The organism is Streptomyces sp. SID9727 (assembly GCF_010550605.1).
In the GTDB taxonomy this organism is placed as follows: Bacteria; Actinomycetota; Actinomycetes; order Streptomycetales; family Streptomycetaceae; genus Streptomyces.
This window is the reverse complement of the sequence record NZ_JAAGNI010000106.1, coordinates 24,496-45,563: the sequence shown is the minus strand read 5'-3', so window position 1 is coordinate 45,563 and position 21,068 is coordinate 24,496. Positions and strand designations below refer to the sequence as shown.

Sequence of the window (21,068 nt, the reverse complement as noted above, 5' to 3'; positions counted from 1 at the left end):
GGCAATCCGCCCGGGGGCCCTCGTGGTGTGTGACTCTTGCTCCCATGCCCGTCGCGCGCGACCTGCGCATACTCCTCCGTCTTCCGGACTTCCGCCGCCTGCTGGCCGTGCGGGTCCTGTCCCAATCGGCCGACGGGGTCTATCAGGTGGCGCTGGCCACGCATGTGGTCTTCGCGCCGGAGAAGCAGGCATCCGCCGGGGCGATCGCCTCCGCCATGGCCGTGCTCCTGCTCCCCTACTCGCTCGTCGGGCCCTTCGCGGGTGTGCTGCTCGACCGTTGGCCGCGGCGCAAGGTCTTCGTCTACGGCAACCTGCTGCGTTCCGGGCTCGCCTGCTGCACCGCCCTCCTGATCATCGGCGCGGCTCCCGCATGGCTCTTCTACGCCTCCGCGCTGTGCGTCACCGCGGTCAACCGCTTCGTCCTCGCCGGTCTCTCCGCCGTCCTGCCGCGCGTGGTCGAGCGGAAGCGTCTGGTGCTCGCCAACTCGCTGTCACCGACCGCGGGCACGCTCGCTGCCACGGCAGGCGGCGGACTCGCCTTCGTGGTGCGTCTGCTGGCGGCTTCGGACTCCGTCGTGGTGCTGTTCGGTGCGGCGCTCTACCTCGCCTCGGCGCTGGCGGCGCTGAGACTGGCGGCGGGGCTCCTCGGGCCGGACCTCGACACCGGACGCATGTCACTGCGGGCGGCGCTGGCCGCGGCGGCCGGCGGACTGCTCGACGGACTGCGGCACGTATTGGAGCACCGGACGGCATCCCGGGCGCTGGCTGCGATGACGGTGATCCGGTTCTGTTACGGAGCGCTGACCGTCATGGTCCTGATGCTCTGCCGGTACGCCTGGACGGACAGCGAGGACGACGGTCTCGCCCTCCTCGGCCTGGCGGTGGTCGTCTCCGGCGCCGGGTTCTTCGCGGCGGCCGTACTGACCCCCTGGGCCGCGGGGCGGCTCGGGCGGTTCCGTTGGATGGTGGTGTGCGCGGGCACCGCCGCGGTCCTCGAACCGGCGCTGGGGCTGTGGTTCGCTCCGGCGCCGATGCTCGTCGCCGCGTTCGTCCTCGGACTCGTCACCCAGGGGGCGAAGATCGCCACGGACACCGTGGTGCAGACCGCCGTCGACGACGCCTACCGAGGCAGAGCCTTCTCGTTCTACGACGTGCTGTTCAACGTAGCTTTTGTCGCCGCGGCGGCGGTCTCCGCACTGATGCTCCCGCCCGACGGGCGGTCGGTGGTGCTGGTGATCGGCGTGGCGGTGCTCTACGCAGGTTCTGCCCTGGGCCTCGCGCATTGGAGTCGGGACGGTGATGTCCTATAGCGTGCCCGCGTCAAACCAGACACACGAATCACGGGGGCAGACAGATGACTTACCCGCCACAGCAGGGCAGCGGCCCCTACGGCCAGCCGCCGGCCCAGCCCTACCCGCCTCAACAGGCCGGATACGGCTACCCGCCGCAACAGCCCCAGCAGGGGTGGGGCGGCCCTCAGCAGCCCCAGCAGGGCTGGGGAGCCCCCCAGCAGCCGCAGCAGCCGCAGGGTTGGGGTGCCCCTCCTCAGGGTCCTACGCAGCCCTCGGGCGGCAAGAAGAAGCTCCTCGCGACGCGCAACATCATCATCATCGTCGTGGGCCTTGTCGTGCTCGGCGCACTGAAGTTCGGCCTGGGTGACATGTTCGAGTCCGACGCCAAGGCCGCCTCGGTCGGGGACTGTCTGGAGAACAAGGGCACCAACTCCAACCCGGACATGCAGTCCGTCGACTGCGGCTCGTCCGCCGCCGAGTACAAGGTCGCCGAAGTCCACGACAACACGACCGACACGGATCTCTGCGACGTGGAGAAGTACTCCGCCTACACCGAGAGCTCGGGTCGCCGTAAGAGCCGGAGTGGTGTGGTGCTCTGCCTGACGCCACTCAAGACGGCCGACTGAACCTTCGCAGCACCCCAGTACACCGACCGAGGGCGTTGTTTCACGTGAAACAACGCACTCGGCGAATGCGTCGGCGCTCATGTTTCACGTGAAACATGAGCGCCGACGCATGGAACGAGAGCGAGAGCGTCAGCCCTGCGCTTCCCACCACTCCTTCAGTTCCGCGACTGCCACATCGCGCTCCAGCGGGCCATTCTCCAGGCGCAGTTCCAGCAGGAAGGCGTACGCCTTACCGATGACCGGGCCCGGCCCCACGCCCAGGATCTGCATGATCTCGTTCCCGTCCAGATCCGGCCGGATCGCGTCCAGCTCCTCCTGGCTCTTCAGCTGGGCGATGCGCTCCTCAAGGCCGTCGTAGGTGCGCGAGAGAGCGGCAGCCTTGCGCTTGTTCCGCGTGGTGCAGTCCGACCGGGTCAGCTTGTGCAGCCGTTCCAGCAGCGGGCCGGCGTCCCGTACATAGCGGCGCACCGCTGAATCGGTCCACTCGCCGTCACCGTAGCCGTGGAAGCGCAGATGCAGCTCCACCAGCTTCGAGACGTCCTTGACCATCTCGTTGGAGTACTTGAGCGCCGTCATGCGCTTCTTGGTCATCTTGGCGCCCACCACCTCGTGGTGGTGGAAGGAGACCCGCCCATCCTTCTCGAAGCGCCGTGTCCTCGGCTTGCCGATGTCATGGAAGAGAGCGGCGAGACGCAGAACGAGGTCCGGCCCGTCCTTCTCCAGACCAATCGCCTGCTCCAGGACGGTCAGGGAGTGCTCGTAGACGTCCTTGTGCCGATGGTGCTCGTCGCTCTCGAGCCGGAGTGCCGGCAGCTCGGGCAGGACTTGCTGGGCCAGCCCCGTTTCCACCAGGAGGGACAGTCCCTTCCGGGGATGCGCGGAGAGGAGAAGCTTGTTCAATTCCTCCCGCACCCGCTCGGCGGAGACGATCTCGATCCGTTCGGCCATCTCCGTCATGGCGGCGACGACCTCGGGGGCGACGTCGAAGTCGAGCTGTGCGGCGAACCGTGCCGCCCGCAACATGCGCAGCGGATCATCGGAGAACGACGCCTCAGGCGTTCCGGGCGTACGGAGGACCCGCTCGGCCAGGTCCTTCCGGCCGTCGTGGGGATCGATGAAGTCCTTCTCGGGCAGAGCGACGGCCATGGCGTTGACCGTGAAATCCCGCCGCACGAGATCCTCCTCGATGGAGTCCCCGTAGGACACCTCCGGCTTGCGCGAGGTCCTGTCGTACGCCTCGGAACGGTAGGTCGTGACCTCGATCTGGTAGCCGTGCTTCTGCGCTCCCACCGTGCCGAAGGCGATCCCGACCTCCCATACGGAATCGGCCCACGGCCTGACGATCTTCAGCACGTCCTCGGGGCGCGCATCGGTGGTGAAGTCCAGGTCGTTCCCGAGCCTGCCGAGAAGTGCGTCACGGACCGAGCCGCCGACCAGTGCGAGACTGAATCCGGCATCCTGGAATCGGCGGGCGAGATCGTCGGCGACCGGGGCGACCCGCAGCAGTTCGCTGACTGCACGGTGCTGCACCTGGGTCAGGGCGCTGGGGTTGTCTTCGTTGGCATTCGGCACAACAGAAAAGGGTACGTGCACGGGCCGGTCCGGGCGTCACCCATTTCCTCGGCCCTGCGAGACTCTCCCGATCATGCAGCACACTCCCCGGCACTTGGCCCCGACGCACCTCGTTACCATGCGGGGACGCAGCAACGGACGACGATCAACAGCAGTTGACGATGACGAGGGACGGATACGCGTGGCCGAGGCGGCAGACATCCAGGGGATGCATCCCTCTCCTGCCCGCCGGTGGCTGCGGCGCACAGCCGCCGTGCTCGCCGGGGCTCCACTCGTCGCCGCCCTGCTGGCCGGAGCATCCGCCCCGCAGGCCCGGGCCGACACTCCGGCCAAGGCTCCGACGGGTTCCAGCACGGTGTCGGTGTCCCTGGACGAGATCACCCCCAGCGCCCCGGAGAAGGGGGACACGCTGCGGATCTCCGGAACCCTGACCAATAGGGGCAAGGAGACGGTCACCGACGCCCAGGTGGACCTGCGGGTCGGCCCCCGCCTCTTCAGCCGGACCGCGATCGACACGGCTGCTCGTCGCACGGGCTACCTGCCCGGTACCGATCCGTATCCGATCGGGGGCAAGTACACGGTCGAGATCGACAAGCTGCGCTCAGGAATCAGCCAGGACTTCACCCTGTCCGTTCCCGTCAGCAAGCTCGGCCTCGGGGACGACGGGGTCTATCAGCTCGGCATCTCGCTGTCCGGGCGCACCTCGCACACCCTGTACGACCAGGTGCTCGGCATCAAGCGGACCTTCCTGCCCTGGCAGGACGGCGACCGCGACTCCAAGATCGGTATCAGCTACCTCTGGCCGCTGATCGCGTCCGCGCACCTCACGGCGGAGACCGGCTCGGACGAGCAGCAGACCCCGGTGTTCGCCGATGACGACCTCGCCGCGGAGATCGCACCGGGCGGCCGCCTCGAACAGATGGTCTCCCTGGGCAGTCGGCTGCCCGTGACCTGGGTCATCGATCCGGACCTGTTGGCCAGCGTCGACGCGATGACCAAGCCCTACCGGGTCAAATCCGGTGACACCACGGTGGCCGGGACGAACCAGGACGTGGCAAGGAAGTGGCTGACCTCGCTGGAAGCGGCCGTGTCCGACGGCAAGGTCGTGGCCCTGCCTTTCGGTGACCCGGACCTGGCGTCGATCGCCCACCGCGGCAAGAACGTCTCCGGCACCCTCAGCCACTTGCAGACCGCCAGTGAGGTCGCCGGGATGACGGTGGAGACGATCCTCCACCTGAAGCCGTCCACCGACTTCGCGTGGCCGGTCGACGGTGCGGTGGACCCCTCGATCGTGGACGTCGCCACCTCGGCCGGTGCCCACCACGTGATCGCCCGCAGCGACAGCCTCGACGAGAGCGGAAACCTCGTCTACACGCCTACCGCCGCCCGCCCGATCGGCGGCGGCACCACCGCGGTCGTCGCCGACGCGAGGCTCTCCACAGCCTTCCAGGGCGACATGGGCAACGCCGGGAGCTCCACGCTCGCCGTGCAGAAGTTCCTCGCCCTCACCCTCGCCCTGGCCGAGCAGGACACGGACAAGGACCGGTCCGTCGTCGTGGCCCCCCAGCGCACACCGACGGTCGCCCAGGCACAGTCGATGGCACGCGCCATCGACGCACTGGACGACGACCGCTGGACGAAGTCCGAAGGACTGGCTCAGGCGGCGGCGACCAAACCGGACTCCAAGGCCACCACCGACGTGCCTCCGGCATCCCGGTACCCGAAGAAGCTGCGCCGCCAGGAGCTGCCCACGCAGGCGTTCCAGGACATCAAGTCCATCCAGTCCTCGCTCGACAACTTCCAGGTCATCCTCACCCACCCCGAGCGTGTGGTGACCCCCTTCGGGAACGCCGTCAACCGCTCCATGTCCACGTCGTGGCGGGGTAGGCCACTGGAGGCCCAGCAGTACCGTGACTCGGTCCGTACCTATCTTCAGGGGCTCGTGGGCGAGGTCCAGCTCGTCCCGAAATCGGACGTCACCCTCTCGGGCCGGAGCGCCACGATCCCCGTGACCGTGCAGAACAGGCTGCTGCAGGACGTCGATCACCTGGTGCTGCGGCTGAAGTCCGACAACGCGACCAGGCTCAAGCTGAACGACGGCGGCAGCATCGCGGAGCAGCCCATCCAGATCGGCGCCGGGCACAGCCAGTCCGTGAAGTTCGACGCGGCGGCCAACATCAACGGCCAGGTCCAGATGACCGCGCAGCTCTACACGGAGGACGGGACTCCGTACGGTGAGGAGATGGCCTTCACCGTCAAGGTCTCCGAGATCACCCCGACGGTGCTTCTGGTCATCGCCGGCGGGCTCCTGCTGCTGGTGCTGGCGGGCATCAGGATGTATGCACATCGCAAGCGCGCCAACGCGGGCGGCGCGGCGGGCGACGACGGCAGTGAACCCGAGCAGCCGAGTGACCCGACGCCGGACACCGGTCCCGAAAGCGCGGAGCCATCGGGCACGGGTGAGAAAGTGGACCGTTGAGCGATGTCTGTCGTGGCCGGTCGGCCGGGGACGATGAGGTGGGGTTTCGATGAACGCGCCGTACGACGGTGACCGCGGTCAGGGTACGGGCGAGGCCGGCTACTCCGGCGGCCCTCCGGTGCCCCACGACCCGCAGCAGCAACCGGCGCCGGACCCGTATCTGCAGTCCGCGTACGACTACGACCCGTACCGGGCCCAGGACCTCTCCGCCCAGGACCCAGTGGACGAGGCGCTGTACGACCGCGCCGCGCACCCGCCGCCGCCTCCTGGCACCTACCAACAGCCGCAGCCGCTCTATCAGCAGCCTCCGGCACCTCAGTACGCCCCCGACCCCCGTATCTGGGCCCAGACGCCGCCGCCCGAGCCCGCCGGCCCCTCGCGCCACCTCCCGTACGGCGACCATGCCGCGACGACCCAGTTCGTGGGTGTGGACGACCTCGTCACCCAGGCTTCCGCGAACCGCGACGAGCCCGACGCCTTCGCCCACCTCTTCCGCGATCAGGAGGGACCCGCGAACCCGGGCGCCTCTCCGGCACCAGCCCAGCCCGAGCCCGCCCCGGCACCGGCCAAGTCCGGCGGCCGCGCCTCCAGCCTGCTGAAGTCCAGCGCGGTCATGGCGGCCGGCACGCTCGTCTCGCGGCTCACCGGCTTCGTCCGCAGCCTCGTGATCACCGCGGCGCTCGGCGCGGCCCTGCTCGGCGACAGCTTCACCATCGCCTACACGCTGCCCACGATGATCTACATCCTCACCGTGGGCGGCGGCCTCAACTCCGTCTTCGTCCCCCAGCTCGTCCGCTCGATGAAGGACGACGAGGACGGCGGCGAGGCATACGCCAACCGGCTGCTGACCCTGGTGATGGTCGCACTCGGCCTCATCGTCGCCGTGGTGGTCTTCGCCGCCCCCTGGCTGATCCGGCTGATGTCCTCGACGATCGCGGACGACCCGGCGGCCAACAACGTCGCCGTCACCTTCGCCCGTTACTGCCTGCCCACCATCTTCTTCATGGGTGTGCACGTCGTGATGGGCCAGATCCTCAACGCCCGTGGGAAGTTCGGCGCGATGATGTGGACCCCGGTCCTGAACAACATCGTCATGATCTTCACCTTCGGGATGTTCATCTGGGTCTACGGAACGTCCCACGAGTCCCACATGGGCGTGCAGACGATCCCGCCGGAGGGCGTGCGGCTGCTCGGCATCGGCACCCTGCTCGGTCTGGTCGTGCAGGCGCTGGCCATGGTCCCGTACCTGCGCGAGGCCGGCTTCCGCTTCCGCCCGCGGTTCGACTGGAAGGGCCACGGGCTGGGCAAGACGATAAAGCTCGCGAAGTGGACGGTGCTGTTCGTCTTCGCCAACCAGGCCGGTGTGCTGGTCGTCACCCAGCTCGCGACCTCGGCCGGCAAGGCATCCGGAACAGACGGCGCGGGCTTCCTCGCCTACTCCAACGCCCAGCTGATCTGGGGCATGCCGCAGGCGATCATCACTGTCTCGGTCATGGCCGCCCTGCTGCCCCGGATCTCCCGGGCCGCCCACGACAACGACCCCGGCGCCGTCCGCGACGACATCTCGCAGGGACTCCGCAACTCCGCCGTGGCCATCGTCCCGGTCGCCTTCGCGTTCCTCGCCCTGGGTGTGCCGATGTGCACCCTGCTCTACTCGTCCAGCGGCCCCGAGGCCGCCCGCTCCATGGGCTTCATCCTGATGGCCTTCGGCCTCGGTCTGATCCCCTACTCCGTGCAGTACGTGGTGCTGCGCGGGTTCTACGCGTACGAGGACACCCGCACCCCCTTCTACAACACCGTCATCGTCGCCCTGGTCAACGCGGCCGCCTCCGCTGTCTGCTACGTCGTGCTGCCCGCCCAGTGGGCCGTGGTCGGCATGGCCGCCTCGTACGGTCTGGCCTACGCAGTCGGCGTCGGGATCGCCTGGCGCCGGCTGCGCAACCGCCTGGGCGGCGACCTGGACGGCGCGCGGGTGGTCCGGACCTACGCCAGGCTGTGCCTCGCCGCACTGCCCGCCACCGTGGTCGGCGGCGCCGTGGGCTTCGGCCTCCTGCGGGTACTCGGGGAAGGCGCCCTCGGCGCGCTCGCCGCGCTGATCTGCGGCGGTGCCCTGCTGCTGGGAGTGTTCTTCGTCGCGGCGAGGAGAATGCGGATCGAGGAGATCAACGGCATGGTCGGCATGGTCAGAGGGCGGCTCGGCCGCTGAGGCCGACCGGCCCGCACAACCATCGCCGGTCTCCGCGTGTCGTGCATAGCGCCGGAGTGTGGGCACAATTGGCGTGACTGTGCAGAGCTGGCTGGCATCGCGCAACGGATGGGGAGGCAGGAACGACGGTGGCGGAACGTAGCACGGCTGCCGTCGACGTGGCCGACAACAGCGGGAACGAGCCGCTGGCCGCCAAGGCGGACGAGGCCACGACCGACGGTACGGCAGAAGCGCAAGACGCGGCGGACACGGGATCCGAGGAGGGGAACGGCGAGGAGGCCGCATCGAAGACCTTCCCGGCCACCCCGGATCTGCACAGCGGTCACAAGCTGGCCGGCCGGTACCGGCTGGAGGAATGCGTCACCCGTCTGGACGGGTTCAGCAGCTGGCGTGCCGTCGACGAGAAGCTGCGTCGCGCGGTCGGGGTCCACCTCCTGCCCGCAGACCATCCGCGGGCACGTTCGGTCCTGGCGGCCGCCCGGTCCTCCGCCCTGCTGGGCGACCCGCGCTTCGTACAGGTCCTCGACGCCGTCGAGGAGGACGAACTCGTCTACGTCGTCCATGAGTGGCTTCCCGACGCCACCGAGCTCACAGCGGTGCTGAGCGCGGGCCCGATGGACGCCCACGACGCCTACCAGCTCGTCAGCCAGATCTCCCAGGCCATGGCGGCCGCGCACCGGGAGGGCCTGGCCCACCTGAGGCTCACACCGGGGGCCGTGCTGCGCAGCTCGTCCGGTCAGTACCGCATCCGCGGCCTCGCGGTGAACGCAGCCCTTCGGGGCATCGCGTCCGACAGCCCTCAGCGCGCCGACACGGAGGCGATCGGGGCTCTGTTGTATGCCGCGTTGACTCAGCGCTGGCCGTACGAGAGCGATGCGTACGGGCTCACCGGACTGCCCAAGGGGATGGGGCTGCTTCCTCCCGACCAGGTACGGGCCGGAGTCCACCGGGGCCTCTCCGAGATCGCCATGCGGGCTCTCGCCAACGACGGCGCCACTGCGTCCCGCCAGGAGCAGCCGTGCACCACGCCCGACGAGCTCGCCAAGGCCGTGGCGGCCATGCCCCGCATCCCCCCGCCCGAGCCCGTCTTCACCGCCCCGCCCGAGTACCAGCGGACCACCTACCAGCAGGGCACCTACGGAAGGCCGGCGGCGGCCGGTCCCGCCGTCACCCAGCCCGTCGTACCGGTGCCTCCCGCGCCGTTGCAGAGCCGCACCGGCAAGGCCCTGAAGTGGGCGGTGTCCGCTCTGCTGATCGCCGCCCTGGGCCTGGGCAGCTGGCAGCTCGCGGAAACGCTGCTGGACCGCGACAACAAGTCGAGTGACCCGGGGACCACTCGGACCAGCCCGGACGGCGAGAAGAGGGGTCCCAAGCAGACGACGCCGAGAGTCCTGCCCGTCCACACGGCCAGCGAGTTCTATCCGGACGGATCGCCGCAGGACACCGACGGTGTCGAGAGCACCTACGACAAGGACAGAACGTCGTTCTGGCGCACCAAGACCTACCTCGACGGCCCTGTGCTGGCTCCGTTCAAGAAGGGGGTCGGCATCATTTACGATCTCGGGTCGCCCCAGAACGTTTCAGGCGCTTCAATCGCTCTCCGGTACGGAGGCGATCACACCGCAATCTCACTGTATGCGGTGGATTCCATGGCCCCCGTGGAATCCATCAGCTCGCTGAAGAAGATAGCCACTTCGGAAACATCGAGCACCCTCGCGAAGCCGCGAGCAGAGAGCCCCGTAAAATCACGTTATGTGCTTCTCTGGTTGACTGCCGTACCGCACGCCGATGGCGATCAGTACAGCGGGGCCGGGTACAAACAGAAAATAACCGATGTCTCATTCCTAGGCACCTCGCCGCAGTGATGGCGCATCCGCCGGGCGGGGACGAACCCTCAACTCATCCCGCCCGGCGGGGCCCCACCACTTCCAGCGAATGCTCGTACACCTTCGCAAGGTTGTGCTTGATCTTGGAAAAGTCCTTCGCGTGGCGTCGAATATAATCCGCCTGGAGTTTGGTCTCCACGGACAGCAGGACCGTGGGAACGCGTGACTCCCTCTTGCATCGCACATCATGTGTCGCGGTTGATATTTCAGTAGCACTGACTTCACTCACCTGCCACCGAGGGTCGTTATTCGACCCCCAAATATCCGCATAATTGTATCCCAAACCCTTCATGCAGGTGCTCCAACGAGCCATCGCGTCGACGACACCGGGATCACGGCTGGCATCGAGAAAAGATTGAGAATGATACTTCAGCAGTTCCTTCCATTTTGAATCTTCTTTCCTTTCCCCAAAAATGTCCGCCTGCGCCCGCCCCAAGCACCCTTTCTTGGATGAGGTGCTTTCACGGCTCACGTCCTCGTCAGGCGCCACACCCATGTACGCCTCGACAGCTCTGGCATCCGGTTTGAATTCCTTCTCGAGGTTTTTCTGTTCCCGAGAATCCGAGTCGGGCCCGGACGGTGGATGGTAACCCCATTTACGCACTTCAGGTCCCTCGATGACGCCGTATCGGCGGGCGTTCATGGGAGATGAAGCCATTTCACTTGTTTCGTTCTGCACCGGCTTAGACCACTTGAAGCCGCGTTCCTTCATGCACGAGTAAGCCAGTTCCTGAACTGCCAGGTCATTCACTTGGGCTTGCTCAGGTGATTCCACATATGCGTCCATGGGAAGCTTGATGTCGGATCCTCGCACTACGACGCCTACCGAGGGGGCAGATTCTTTTCGTTTGCCAGGATCTGAGTGCAGATCAGACGGCACAGCGGCCGAAGAGCAACCGACCGCAAGGAGGCCGACCATCGGGAGTGTGCAAAAAAATGATCGTCGAGGATTCATAACCTTCACAAACGGAAGGGCGCCCCGCCTTTACAGGAAGGGCGCCGCGGCGGTGGAAACTAGCCGTAAATCGATCCACAAGTAACATTGAACCGGTGAGAGTTCATGTTGTCGTTTGCGACCCTGCCATTACTCAAGCCCACACTCCTGAAAAAGACAATGCCGTGCGGCTTGATCGTGAAACACGGACCTGCGTAGTTGGAGTTGTAATAAATGGCCACACGGCTGTCCGGGTCCCAGTTGGTTGCCCCACTGACATTGGTAAGCACTCCATCACCCTTATAGAGGGCCGTGCTTGTCCCGGTGTAGGTGATGTTGGCCCATGAACTCCGGGAGTAGAGGTCGATTCTCGACTTCCCGTTGAGATACTGCCCACCGTTCTCGAACAGGCATATCTTGTCGTACGCATACTCAGCAGTGCACTCGGGAGCCGCCGAGGCCGACGGAGCTGCGATAAATCCGGCAGCTCCTGCCACAGCGGCGACCGTAACTACCGAGGAAATCAACCTCTTCACGAGAAACCCTTCATGTGGACGCAAAGTGGAGCCATGAAAATTTCATGATCCACATCGCTGTGTCAAGATGTCAATATCATTAAATTTCCGGCAATAAGACTTCAAGGTTCAGCGATTTGGGTCGTGCCCTGCGGCCTGCTACGTCAGCTGTAGTTCCGGTTCGACCACGAGCAGGCTTACCAGGAGACCGCCTGCCTGGTCGTCGGTGGACTCGGCGGTCAGGACATGGTGCTGGTGGCGGGGAACGCGAAATGGTCCACGAACTGTCTGAGTGCACGGCAGTACTCCGGCGCACTGGGCGGCGCGGTTCTCCTCGTCAGGCGGCCTTGCATCCGGCAGCAGCCACCAGGACGAACCACCAGATCAACGGGTTGGTTACCGGAAGGCCGTTGGAACGCTGCCGGAAATCTCCATCCGGTCAGGACGAGAGGGGTGGGGCGGTCAGCAATTGCTGCGTCGGCAGATCCCCCCATTTACTTTCGGGGACCTGCTGGTTTGAATACGGGTAAGGTCGAGGACGGTGAGGGGGATCATGGAGCCAGTGGCTGATGACCTTCGTCCGACGACCGACCAGGACCTTCTGGCTCAGCATGTAGCCGGCGAACCGAACGCCTTCGGTGAACTCGTACAGCGCCATCGCGACCGGTTGTGGGCCGTGGCCCTGCGGACGCTGGGCGATCGCGAAGAGGCGGCAGACGCCGTACAGGACGCCCTGATCTCCGCCTTCCGCGCCGCCCACACCTTTCGAGGCCAGTCCGCCGTCACCACCTGGCTCCACCGCATCACGGTGAACGCCTGCCTCGACCGCATACGTAAGGCAGCGTTCCGGAAAACCTCGCCCGTCGACGACCCAGAACGGCTCGACCAGCTGCTGGAACCGCATGAGTCCGCGGAGGCACCGGCAGAACGCCAGGATCTCCACCGCGAACTCCTCGCCGCATTGGCCACCCTCCCCGCCGAGCAGCGCGCGGCGCTCGTCCTCGTGGACATGCAGGGGTACCCGGTGGCGGAGGCCGCTCGCATTCTTGAGGTGCCCGTGGGCACCGTGAAGAGCCGCTGCGCACGGGGCCGCGCCCGCCTGGCTCCCCTGCTGGTGCATCTTCGCGGCACTGGGCGCACCGGAGAAGTGTCCAGTGCGGAAGGGAACCGGACGCCCAGAGCATCCGTCCCACCTGCAGCCGAACCACGAGACGCGCGCACGAGCGACCCCACTGTGACGAAGGGCGGAGGTGGACACCGATGACATCAACACCCGGCACGACCCAGCATCCGGAAGTCTCGGAAATCTCCGACCTGACCGAAGACCTGCTTCCTGAAGGTCGCGCGGCCGAGATCCGCAGTCACCTGGACGTCTGTGAGCCCTGCAGCGATGTGCTCGCCGCATTGGAAGAGATGCGCGGGCTGCTCGGTGAACTGCCCGCCCCCGAGCCCATGCCCACAGACATCGCCGAGCGAATCGATGCCGCTCTCGCCGCCGAGGTGCGCGCTCGTTGCGCGGAGCTGGACGCGTCGTCCGATGTTTCACGTGAAACAGAGTTCGCGCACATAGCCGGAGGTCCTCCACCGCGGCCACACGCCCCGGATCGCCCGGCCGGCCACGGGCGCGCGAACACAGGCCCCGGGCGGCACCCCGCTCGGAGGCGCCGCCCCACCACTGTGCTCGCCTCCGCACTGGGGGCCGCTGCCCTGGTCGGCATGAGTGTCTTCATGCTGCAGAACGTCCCGGGATCGTCGAGCAGCGATACCGCCTCCGGGTTCAGTCGGGAGTCAGCGGCCACAGCTCCGAAGAGCCGATCGCAGGACTTCTCCGCAGCCACCCTTGAGGGCCGGGTACACGCACTGCTCGGCCCGAGCCCCAGCACAGAGAGCCCACGGGCTTCGAAGGACACTGGAGAGGACCCCTCTGTCGGATCCCAGTCCTCGCCCCAGACCCTTCCCTCGCTCCAGGCGGACCCCTCGGACTCCGTGTCCCCCGAGTCGCCCCTCCGGGCCCCCGCCGTGGTCGTCCCCGCTTGCGTGGAAGAGGGCATCGGCCGGAACAGCCCGGCCCTCGCCATCGAGAGGGGCAGCTACGAGGGCACCGACGCCTTCCTCGTCGTCCTGCCTCATCCCACGGACCCGTCCAGCGTCCAGGCGTATGTCGTCGACGCGGCGTGTGTGGGAACCGAGCCTCCCGCCAAGGGGAAGCTGCTGCTGACGCACACCTACGCACGCCCCTGAGAACCGCCCCGCCAGCCGCCCCGGCACGTCGGGAATGCATCCCCCGTAGGATCCGTTGGGTGGGGTGAGAGTCGTTGAACCGGCCCCAGTAGGCGTGGACAGTAGGCAGTCTGCAGAGACGAGGAAGAAACCCGTGAGCGACGTGCGTAATGTGATCATCATCGGCTCCGGTCCAGCCGGCTACACAGCCGCCCTGTACACCGCGCGCGCCTCGCTGAAGCCGCTGGTCTTCGAGGGGGCCGTCACCGCCGGTGGTGCGCTCATGAACACCACCGACGTGGAGAACTTCCCGGGCTTCCAGGACGGCATCATGGGCCCCGAGCTCATGGACAACATGCGTGCCCAGGCCGAGCGTTTCGGCGCCGAACTGGTCCCGGACGACGTGGTCTCCGTCGACCTGACCGGTGACATCAAGACCGTCACCGACACGGCCGGCACCGTCCACCGGGCCAAGGCGGTCATCGTGACCACGGGCTCCCAGCACCGCAAGCTCGGACTCCCCAACGAGGACGCTCTCTCCGGACGCGGTGTCTCCTGGTGCGCGACCTGCGACGGCTTCTTCTTCAAGGACCAGGACATCGCCGTGGTCGGCGGTGGCGACACCGCGATGGAGGAGGCGACCTTCCTCTCGCGCTTCGCCAAGTCGGTCACCATCATCCACCGTCGCGACACCCTGCGCGCCTCCAAGACGATGCAGGAACGCGCCTTCGCCGATCCGAAGATCAAGTTCGCATGGGACAGCGAGGTCGCCGGTGTCAACGGCGAGCAGAAGCTCTCCGGAGTGACGCTGCGCAACACCAAGACCGGCGAGACGTCCGAGCTGCCCGTGACCGGCCTGTTCATCGCCGTCGGCCACGACCCGCGCACCGAACTCTTCAAGGGGCAGCTCGACCTCGACGACGAGGGCTACCTGAAGGTCGCCGCTCCCTCGACGCGCACCAACCTGTCCGGTGTCTTCGGCGCGGGCGACGTTGTCGACCACACCTACCGCCAGGCGATCACCGCGGCCGGCACCGGCTGCTCCGCCGCCCTCGACGCCGAGCGCTTCCTCGCCGCACTCGCCGACGACGAGAAGGCCGCACCCGCGGCCGCCGTCTGACCAACGCCTCACTCACATCCCCACACACCCCGCGAAGTTAGGAGGCCGCCGTGGCCGGCGCCCTGAAGAACGTGACTGACGACTCCTTCGAAGAGGTCGTCCTCAAGAGCGACAAGCCTGTGCTGGTGGACTTCTGGGCTGCCTGGTGCGGCCCGTGCCGCCAGATCGCCCCGTCGCTGGAGGCCATCGCGGCCGAGCACGGCGAGATCGAGATCGTGAAGCTCAACATCGACGAGAACCCGGCCACCGCTGCCAAGTACGGCGTCATGTCCATCCCGACCCTGAACGTCTACCAGGGCGGGGAGGTCGCCAAGACCATCGTCGGCGCCAAGCCGAAGGCTGCGATCCTCCGCGACCTCGCGGGCTTCATCGCCGAGTAAGGCAGAACCTGCCTCAGTTGTTTCACGTGAAACGGGCTCGTCCTTCCTAGGACGAGCCCGTTTTCATGCTTCGGCAACCCTTCACAACGGCCGCAGCGCAGGTTCCTTCTGTACGGCCCCCAGGAGCCGGTCCAAGGCCATCTCAACGTCTTCCTTCCAGGAGAGCGTCGTCCGCAGTTCCAGCCGAAGCCGAGGATGCACCGGGTGCGGACGCACCGTCTTGAACCCCACCGCCAGAAGGTGATCGGCAGGCAGCACACAGGCCGACTCCTTCCACCGGGCATCTCCAAACGCTTCGATCGCCTTGAAGCCCCGGCGGATGAGGTCCTTGGCGACCGTCTGCACCATGACCCGTCCCAGCCCTTGTCCCCGGTAACCCGGCATGATCAGCGCCGTCATCAGCTGAACCGCATCAGGGGAGACGGGACTCGTCGGGAAGGCGGTGGCGCGTGGAACGTACGCGGGTGGTGCGTAGAGCACGAAGCCGGCCGGCACGTCATCGACGTAGACCACCCGCCCGCAGGAGCCCCACTCCAGAAGGACTCCGGAGATCCACGCCTCCTTCTCCCGGTCGGATGTCCCGCTCTTGACGGCGGCCTCTCCGCTGACGGGGTCGAGCTCCCAGAAGACACAGGAGCGGCAGCGCCGGGGAAGGTCGGGAAGGTTGTCCAGCGTGAGCGGTACGAGCCGACGCCCCATGAAGGCTGTTCCTCACTTCTCGCGCCCACTGCTCATGGACGGAAATGCCCTGCCAGAACGCATCGTAGCCACCGCCGGATCAAGCCGACACCGTGACAGAGCAAAGGGCGGGCTGTATTCCGTGCACCGGAATACAGCCCGCCCTCATCGTTCGGCGTGCGTCAGCTCTCGTCGGTCTCGGCCGACTCCTCGGAGGGAGCGTGGTCCAGCACTCGGCCCTCGCCCGGAGCGAGGCTGCCGAGGATGCGCTCCAGGTCCTCCATTGAGGCGAACTCCACGACGATCTTGCCCTTCTTCTGCCCGAGGTCGACCTTCACCCGGGTCTCGAACCGGTCGGAGAGCCGCGACGCCAGATCCGAGAGCGCCGGGGAGAGCCGCGTCCCTGCCCGGGGGCCCTTGGCCTTCTTGGCACTCGTGGGCCTGGAGCCCATGAGCGTCACGATCTCCTCGACCGCACGCACCGAGAGCCCTTCGGCCACGATGCGATGGGCCAGTTTGTCCTGCTCCTCGGAGTTGTCCACGGACAGCAGTGCGCGCGCGTGGCCCGCCGACAGCACCCCGGCGGCGACCCTGCGCTGCACCGGGGGAGACAACCGCAGCAGACGCAGCGTGTTGGACACCTGCGGCCGGGAACGGCCGATCCGGTCCGCCAGCTGGTCATGCGTGCACTTGAAGTCCTTGAGCAGCTGGTCGTACGCGGCGGCTTCTTCCAACGGGTTCAGTTGAGCCCGGTGCAGGTTCTCCAGGAGGGCGTCCAGGAGCAGCTTCTCGTCGTCCGTAGCCCGGACGATGGCCGGGATGCGCTCCAGGCCCGCCTCGCGGCAGGCCCTCCAGCGCCGTTCGCCCATGATGAGCTCGAAGCGGTCAGCCCCGATCTTGCGCACCACGACCGGCTGGAGAAGGCCGACCTCCTTGATGGAGGTGACCAGCTCCGCGAGCGCGTCCTCGTCAAAGACCTCACGCGGCTGACGCGGATTCGGTGTGATGGAGTCGAGCGGCACCTCGGCGAAGTACGCGCCGGCCACATCGCCCGAGCCCGTCGGCTCGGACTCCGACATCGGCGAGCTCGGCTCCGGCACGAGGGGAGTGGCCCCGAGTGTGGCCACCTTGGCGGCTGCCACACCCCGCTCCGTGGTCAGAACGGGCGACGAGGCCCCGGAGCCGGCGGACGACAGCTGCTTCTCCTGTGGAGCGGCTGGGATCAGGGCACCGAGCCCTCGCCCCAACCCTCGACGACGCTCACTCACTGGATCCCCTCCGAATTGCTCTGCTGACTGATCGAACCGCCCGTGTGGGCGTGCTGTCCCTCGTAGTGCACCCCAACGCCTCGTAGCGCGATCTCGCGGGCTGCTTCGAGGTACGACAGCGAACCGCTGGACCCAGGGTCGTAGGTAAGCACGGTCTGCCCGTAGCTCGGTGCCTCGGAAATACGGACCGACCGGGGGATGCTGGTCCTCAGCACTTCCTTGCCGAAGTGGGTGCGAACCTCCTCCGCGACCTGCGACGCCAGCCGGGTCCGGCCGTCGTACATGGTGAGCAGGATGGTCGAGACATGCAGGTCCGGATTCAAGTGGCCCCGTACCAGCTCCACGTTCCGCAGGAGCTGGCCCAGGCCCTCCAGTGCGTAGTACTCACACTGGATGGGGATCAGCACCTCCGCGCCGGCCACCAGCGCGTTGACCGTCAGCAGGCCCAGCGAGGGCGGGCAGTCGATCAGGATGTAATCCAGCGGCTGCTCATACGCCTGGATGGCGCGCTGGAGTCGACTCTCCCGCGCCACCAGCGACACCAGCTCGATCTCCGCACCGGCGAGATCGATGGTGGCTGGGGCACAGAAGAGACCTTCGACGTCCGGGACGGGCTGAACCACGTCGGAGAGCGGCTTGCTCTCCACCAGGACGTCATAGATTGAGGGAACTTCGGCGTGATGATCGATACCCAGAGCCGTCGAGGCATTGCCCTGCGGGTCGAGGTCCACCACCAGAACCCGTGCCCCGTGAAGTGCCAGCGACGCGGCGAGGTTGACCGTCGAGGTGGTCTTGCCCACCCCGCCCTTCTGGTTGGCCACGACCATGACGCGGGTCTGCTCGGGCCGCGGCAGCCCCTCGCCGGCTCGGCCAAGGGCCTCCACCGCCAGCTGGGCCGCACGACCGATGGGTGTGTCGTCCATCGGCGGCGGTGTTTCACGTGAAACACCGTTCCCCGCCGATTCGGTTCGGGGGCCGGGGACCGGATCGGTCATCGGCCCCGCGATGTTGGCGTCGGACCGCAAGGATTCACTCTCCTCGACTTCAGGCTCGCAATGAGCAGAGCCTGTCATGGTTTCGGGGTCGTGAACCAGCGAGGCCCGCTCTTCTGTGGATGAAACCACTTCTGTGGACAACTCCGTAGCCCTAACGGGCCTGCGATGGGGAGGGGCGGCCGCCTCATGACCGCGGCCGATGATTCCATGCAGCAGAGAACGACGTTTCACGTGAAACACGATGCCTCCGCAGCGTAGCCACGGAGGCACGACACTCCGCGCAGGGCTCAGCGACGACGTCGCGTCCGGCTGGTCCGCGCTGCCTTGGCTCGCTTTGCGGCGAACCTCACACCGCCCGGGCTCTCGCCGACCACCACCCGGACGACGGTGGACGTCGGGTCGACCACGCCCTCGCCGACGTGCAGCACCTCGGTGTCCACCACACCCAGCTTGCTGAGCGCGGCACGCGCCCCGTTGATCTCCTCCTCGGCGGTGTCGCCCTTGAGCGCGAGCATCTCGCCGTACGGACGCAGCAGGGGCACACCCCAGCCGGCCAGCCGGTCCAGCGGGGCCACCGCCCGCGCTGTCACCACGTGCACCGGCTGCAAGGAGCCGAGAACCTCCTCGGCCCGCCCGCGGACAACCGTCACATGGTCGAGCCCCAGCAGTTCCACGACCTCTTGGAGAAAGTTCGTCCGGCGCAGCAGCGGTTCCAGCAGGGTGATCTTCAGGTCAGGGCGCACCAGAGCCAGGGGAATGCCCGGCAGCCCGGCCCCCGACCCCACGTCGCAGACCGTGACCCCCTCGGGAACGACCTCGGAGAGCACCGCACAGTTCAGCAGGTGCCTCTCCCACAGACGGGGGACCTCGCGCGGCCCGATCAGTCCGCGCGTGACCCCCGCGTCCGCCAGCAGTTCCGCGTACCGGACAGCCTCGGGAAAGCGCTCACCGAACACTTCCCGGGCCTCGTCGGGCGCCTGGGGAAGCGCTACTTCCTCCGTCACAGGGGGACCGTCCTTCCGTACCGCACTACCAACCATGGGTGGCTGTCTATCAGGCTGACAAAGATCGGCCCCGTCTGCGAACAGACGGGGCCGACAGGTAAGGAGCCGGTCAGGCCGGCAGGACGACGACGAAGCGCTGCGGCTCCTCGCCCTCCGATTCGCTGCGCAGGCCGGCCGCGGCGACCGCGTCGTGCACGACCTTGCGCTCGAAGGGCGTCATCGGGTCCAGCTTCACCGGCTCACCGGTGCTCTTGACCTTGTCCGCCGCCGTGGCACCCAGCCCGGCGAGCTCCGTGCGCTTCTTCGCCCGGAACCCGGCGATGTCCAGCATCAGACGGCTCCGATCACCGGTCTCCCGGTGCACGGCGAGCCGCGTCAGCTCCTGAAGCGCCTCCAGGACCTCACCGTCGCGACCCACGAGCTTCTGCAGTTCGCGCGCCGAGTCGCTGATGATCGAGACCGCGGCCCGGTCCGCCTCGACGTCCATGTCGATGTCGCCGTCGAGGTCGGCGATGTCCAGCAGACCCTCAAGGTAGTCCGCTGCGATCTCCCCTTCCTGCTCAAGGCGGGTCAGGGTGTCGCTGCCCTCAGCGGCCGTGGAGGTGGTGCCTTCCGTCACGGATGGACTCCTTCTTACTTCTTGGACGGGTGCTTGGGCCGCTGCGGGCCCTTGCGCTGTCCGGACTTGGCTTGGCGTGAGGAGCCGGATGCGGTCTTGCCCGCCGGCTTCGACTTGTCGTCCTGCGCGGTGCTCTTCTTCAGGGAGGTCTTGGACGCCGGCTCGTCGGCGTCGTCGTCCTTTCCACCCTGATGGGCCGCACCGGTCTGGCGCTGCGCCTTCGTCTGCCGCTTGGGCTGCTGACGGCGCTGCGAGGTGCCACCCTCCGCCTCGGCGACGGCCGTGTCGCTCTTGGCCACCGTGCCGTCCTCCTGGGGAGCGAGCCCCAGCTTGGCCAGTCCGACGACGAACTTCCGCTCGATGTCGTTGCGGTCCGGGCCCTTGGCCACGATCCGCTTGACGGTGTTGCGCCGGGTCCGGCCACGGACCTCGCCGTGCGCGGTGACGCTCTTCAGCACGCGCCCGAGGTACTGCTCCTGGGCCTTGCTGCCCGGCGTCGGGTTCTGGTTGATCACGTACATCTGCTGACCCATGGTCCAGACGTTCGTGGTGAGCCAGTAGACGAGGACACCGACGGGGAAGTTGATGCCCATGACCGCGAAGATCAGCGGGAAGATGTACATCAGCATCTTCTGCTGCTGCATGTACGGCGTCTTGACCGTCAGGTCGACGTTCTTCGTCATCAGCTGGCGCTGCGTGAAGAACTGCGAGGCCGACATCATCACGATCATGACCGCGGTGACGACCCGGACGTCGGTCAGCGAAGCCCCGAGGGCGTCGACCTTCTCCGCGCTGTCCATGAACTTGGCGGCCAGCGGAGCACCGAAGATGTGGGCCTGACGGGCGCTGTCCAGCAGCGACTGGTCGATGACGCCGATCTTCTTGTTCGACGCGATCGCGGAGAGTACGTGGTACAGCGCGAAGAAGAACGGCGACTGCGCGATGATCGGCAGGCACGAGGAGAGCGGGTTGGTACCCGTCTCCTTGTACAGCTTCATCATCTCTTCGGACTGACGCTGCTTGTCGCTCTTGTAGCGCTCCTGGATCGCCTTCATCTTCGGCTGGAGCAGCTGCATGTTCCGCGTCGACTTGATCTGCTTGACGAACAGCGGGATCAGACAGATGCGGATGAGCACCACGAGGGACACGATGGACAGGCCCCAGGCCCATCCGGTGTCAGGGCCGAAGATCGCCCCGTACAACTTGTGGAACTGGACGATGACCCAGGAGACGGGCCAGGTGATGAAGCTGAACAGACTGGCAATCGTGTCCAC

At 67.0% G+C, this 21,068-nt stretch carries 18 protein-coding genes; 9 read left to right on the top strand and 9 right to left on the bottom strand.

What is annotated here, in order from left to right; all coding sequences use genetic code 11:
• Window positions 1-44: 44 nt before the first annotated feature.
• Both G3I41_RS06205 and G3I41_RS06200 read left to right on the top strand, forming a co-directional pair.
• Window positions 45-1,310 carry an MFS transporter gene (locus tag G3I41_RS06205; protein WP_164399285.1) on the top strand — a complete coding sequence of 422 codons (1,266 nt, stop codon included), beginning with the start codon at window positions 45-47 and terminating at the stop codon, window positions 1,308-1,310.
• Between the two features lie 44 nt (window positions 1,311-1,354).
• Window positions 1,355-1,918, top strand: a complete 564-nt coding sequence (locus G3I41_RS06200; protein WP_164399284.1) for a hypothetical protein — start codon at window positions 1,355-1,357, stop codon at window positions 1,916-1,918.
• A gap of 129 nt (window positions 1,919-2,047) precedes the next feature.
• Here the strand turns inward: G3I41_RS06200 and G3I41_RS06195 are convergent, their stop codons facing one another.
• Complete coding sequence (locus tag G3I41_RS06195) at window positions 2,048-3,490, bottom strand: CCA tRNA nucleotidyltransferase (protein WP_164399283.1); 1,443 nt, start codon at window positions 3,488-3,490, stop codon at window positions 2,048-2,050.
• Between the two features lie 181 nt (window positions 3,491-3,671).
• Here G3I41_RS06195 and G3I41_RS06190 point away from each other — a divergent pair, with 181 nt between their 5' ends.
• The 3 genes from G3I41_RS06190 to G3I41_RS06180 all read left to right on the top strand — a co-directional run bounded on the left by G3I41_RS06190 (window position 3,672) and on the right by G3I41_RS06180 (window position 10,040).
• A complete protein-coding gene (locus tag G3I41_RS06190; protein WP_343242066.1) occupies window positions 3,672-5,969 on the top strand; it encodes a DUF6049 family protein in 2,298 nt (765 codons plus the stop codon).
• A 49-nt stretch (window positions 5,970-6,018) separates the two neighbouring features.
• Window positions 6,019-8,175: a murein biosynthesis integral membrane protein MurJ gene (gene murJ, locus G3I41_RS06185; RefSeq protein ID WP_164399282.1), complete on the top strand. Its 2,157-nt coding sequence runs from the start codon at window positions 6,019-6,021 to the stop codon at window positions 8,173-8,175.
• A 128-nt stretch (window positions 8,176-8,303) separates the two neighbouring features.
• Window positions 8,304-10,040: a protein kinase family protein gene (locus G3I41_RS06180; RefSeq protein ID WP_164399281.1), complete on the top strand. Its 1,737-nt coding sequence runs from the start codon at window positions 8,304-8,306 to the stop codon at window positions 10,038-10,040.
• Between the two features lie 34 nt (window positions 10,041-10,074).
• Here the strand turns inward: G3I41_RS06180 and G3I41_RS06175 are convergent, their stop codons facing one another.
• A complete protein-coding gene (locus tag G3I41_RS06175) occupies window positions 10,075-10,848 on the bottom strand; it encodes a hypothetical protein (protein WP_164399280.1) in 774 nt (257 codons plus the stop codon).
• 227 nt (window positions 10,849-11,075) lie between these two features.
• On the bottom strand, window positions 11,076-11,531 hold the full coding sequence (locus G3I41_RS06170) for a hypothetical protein (protein ID WP_164399279.1): 456 nt from the start codon (window positions 11,529-11,531) through the stop codon (window positions 11,076-11,078).
• Window positions 11,532-12,063: 532 nt separating this feature from the next.
• On the opposite strand from G3I41_RS06170, the gene sigM reads away from it, so the two are divergent.
• The 4 genes from sigM to trxA all read left to right on the top strand — a co-directional run bounded on the left by sigM (window position 12,064) and on the right by trxA (window position 15,230).
• The gene (gene sigM / locus G3I41_RS06165) at window positions 12,064-12,774 is read left to right on the top strand and encodes an RNA polymerase sigma factor SigM (RefSeq protein WP_164399278.1); all 711 of its coding nucleotides are present in this window, start codon (window positions 12,064-12,066) and stop codon (window positions 12,772-12,774) included.
• A gap of 722 nt (window positions 12,775-13,496) precedes the next feature.
• Entirely contained in the window at window positions 13,497-13,751 is a 255-nt protein-coding gene (locus G3I41_RS37610) for a hypothetical protein (protein ID WP_343242065.1), read from the top strand.
• A 133-nt stretch (window positions 13,752-13,884) separates the two neighbouring features.
• The gene (trxB, locus tag G3I41_RS06155; RefSeq protein WP_143622338.1) at window positions 13,885-14,850 is read left to right on the top strand and encodes a thioredoxin-disulfide reductase; all 966 of its coding nucleotides are present in this window, start codon (window positions 13,885-13,887) and stop codon (window positions 14,848-14,850) included.
• 50 nt (window positions 14,851-14,900) lie between these two features.
• A complete protein-coding gene (gene trxA, locus G3I41_RS06150; RefSeq protein WP_164399276.1) occupies window positions 14,901-15,230 on the top strand; it encodes a thioredoxin in 330 nt (109 codons plus the stop codon).
• A gap of 81 nt (window positions 15,231-15,311) precedes the next feature.
• Here trxA and G3I41_RS06145 read toward each other — a convergent pair whose 3' ends face one another.
• The 6 genes from G3I41_RS06145 to yidC form a co-directional block, all read right to left on the bottom strand.
• Window positions 15,312-15,929 (bottom strand): GNAT family N-acetyltransferase, encoded by a 618-nt coding sequence (locus G3I41_RS06145; protein WP_164399275.1) that lies wholly within the window; start codon window positions 15,927-15,929, stop codon window positions 15,312-15,314.
• Between the two features lie 161 nt (window positions 15,930-16,090).
• Window positions 16,091-17,176 (bottom strand): ParB/RepB/Spo0J family partition protein, encoded by a 1,086-nt coding sequence (locus tag G3I41_RS06140; RefSeq protein WP_343242064.1) that lies wholly within the window; start codon window positions 17,174-17,176, stop codon window positions 16,091-16,093.
• Window positions 17,173-18,249 carry a ParA family protein gene (locus tag G3I41_RS06135; protein ID WP_164399345.1) on the bottom strand — a complete coding sequence of 359 codons (1,077 nt, stop codon included), beginning with the start codon at window positions 18,247-18,249 and terminating at the stop codon, window positions 17,173-17,175. The genes G3I41_RS06140 and G3I41_RS06135 overlap by 4 nt, the downstream gene beginning before the upstream one ends.
• A gap of 209 nt (window positions 18,250-18,458) precedes the next feature.
• The gene (gene rsmG, locus G3I41_RS06130; protein ID WP_164399273.1) at window positions 18,459-19,175 is read right to left on the bottom strand and encodes a 16S rRNA (guanine(527)-N(7))-methyltransferase RsmG; all 717 of its coding nucleotides are present in this window, start codon (window positions 19,173-19,175) and stop codon (window positions 18,459-18,461) included.
• 109 nt (window positions 19,176-19,284) lie between these two features.
• Window positions 19,285-19,794 carry a R3H domain-containing nucleic acid-binding protein gene (locus G3I41_RS06125; protein WP_164399272.1) on the bottom strand — a complete coding sequence of 170 codons (510 nt, stop codon included), beginning with the start codon at window positions 19,792-19,794 and terminating at the stop codon, window positions 19,285-19,287.
• Window positions 19,795-19,808: 14 nt separating this feature from the next.
• Complete coding sequence (yidC, locus tag G3I41_RS06120; RefSeq protein WP_164399271.1) at window positions 19,809-21,068, bottom strand: membrane protein insertase YidC; 1,260 nt, start codon at window positions 21,066-21,068, stop codon at window positions 19,809-19,811.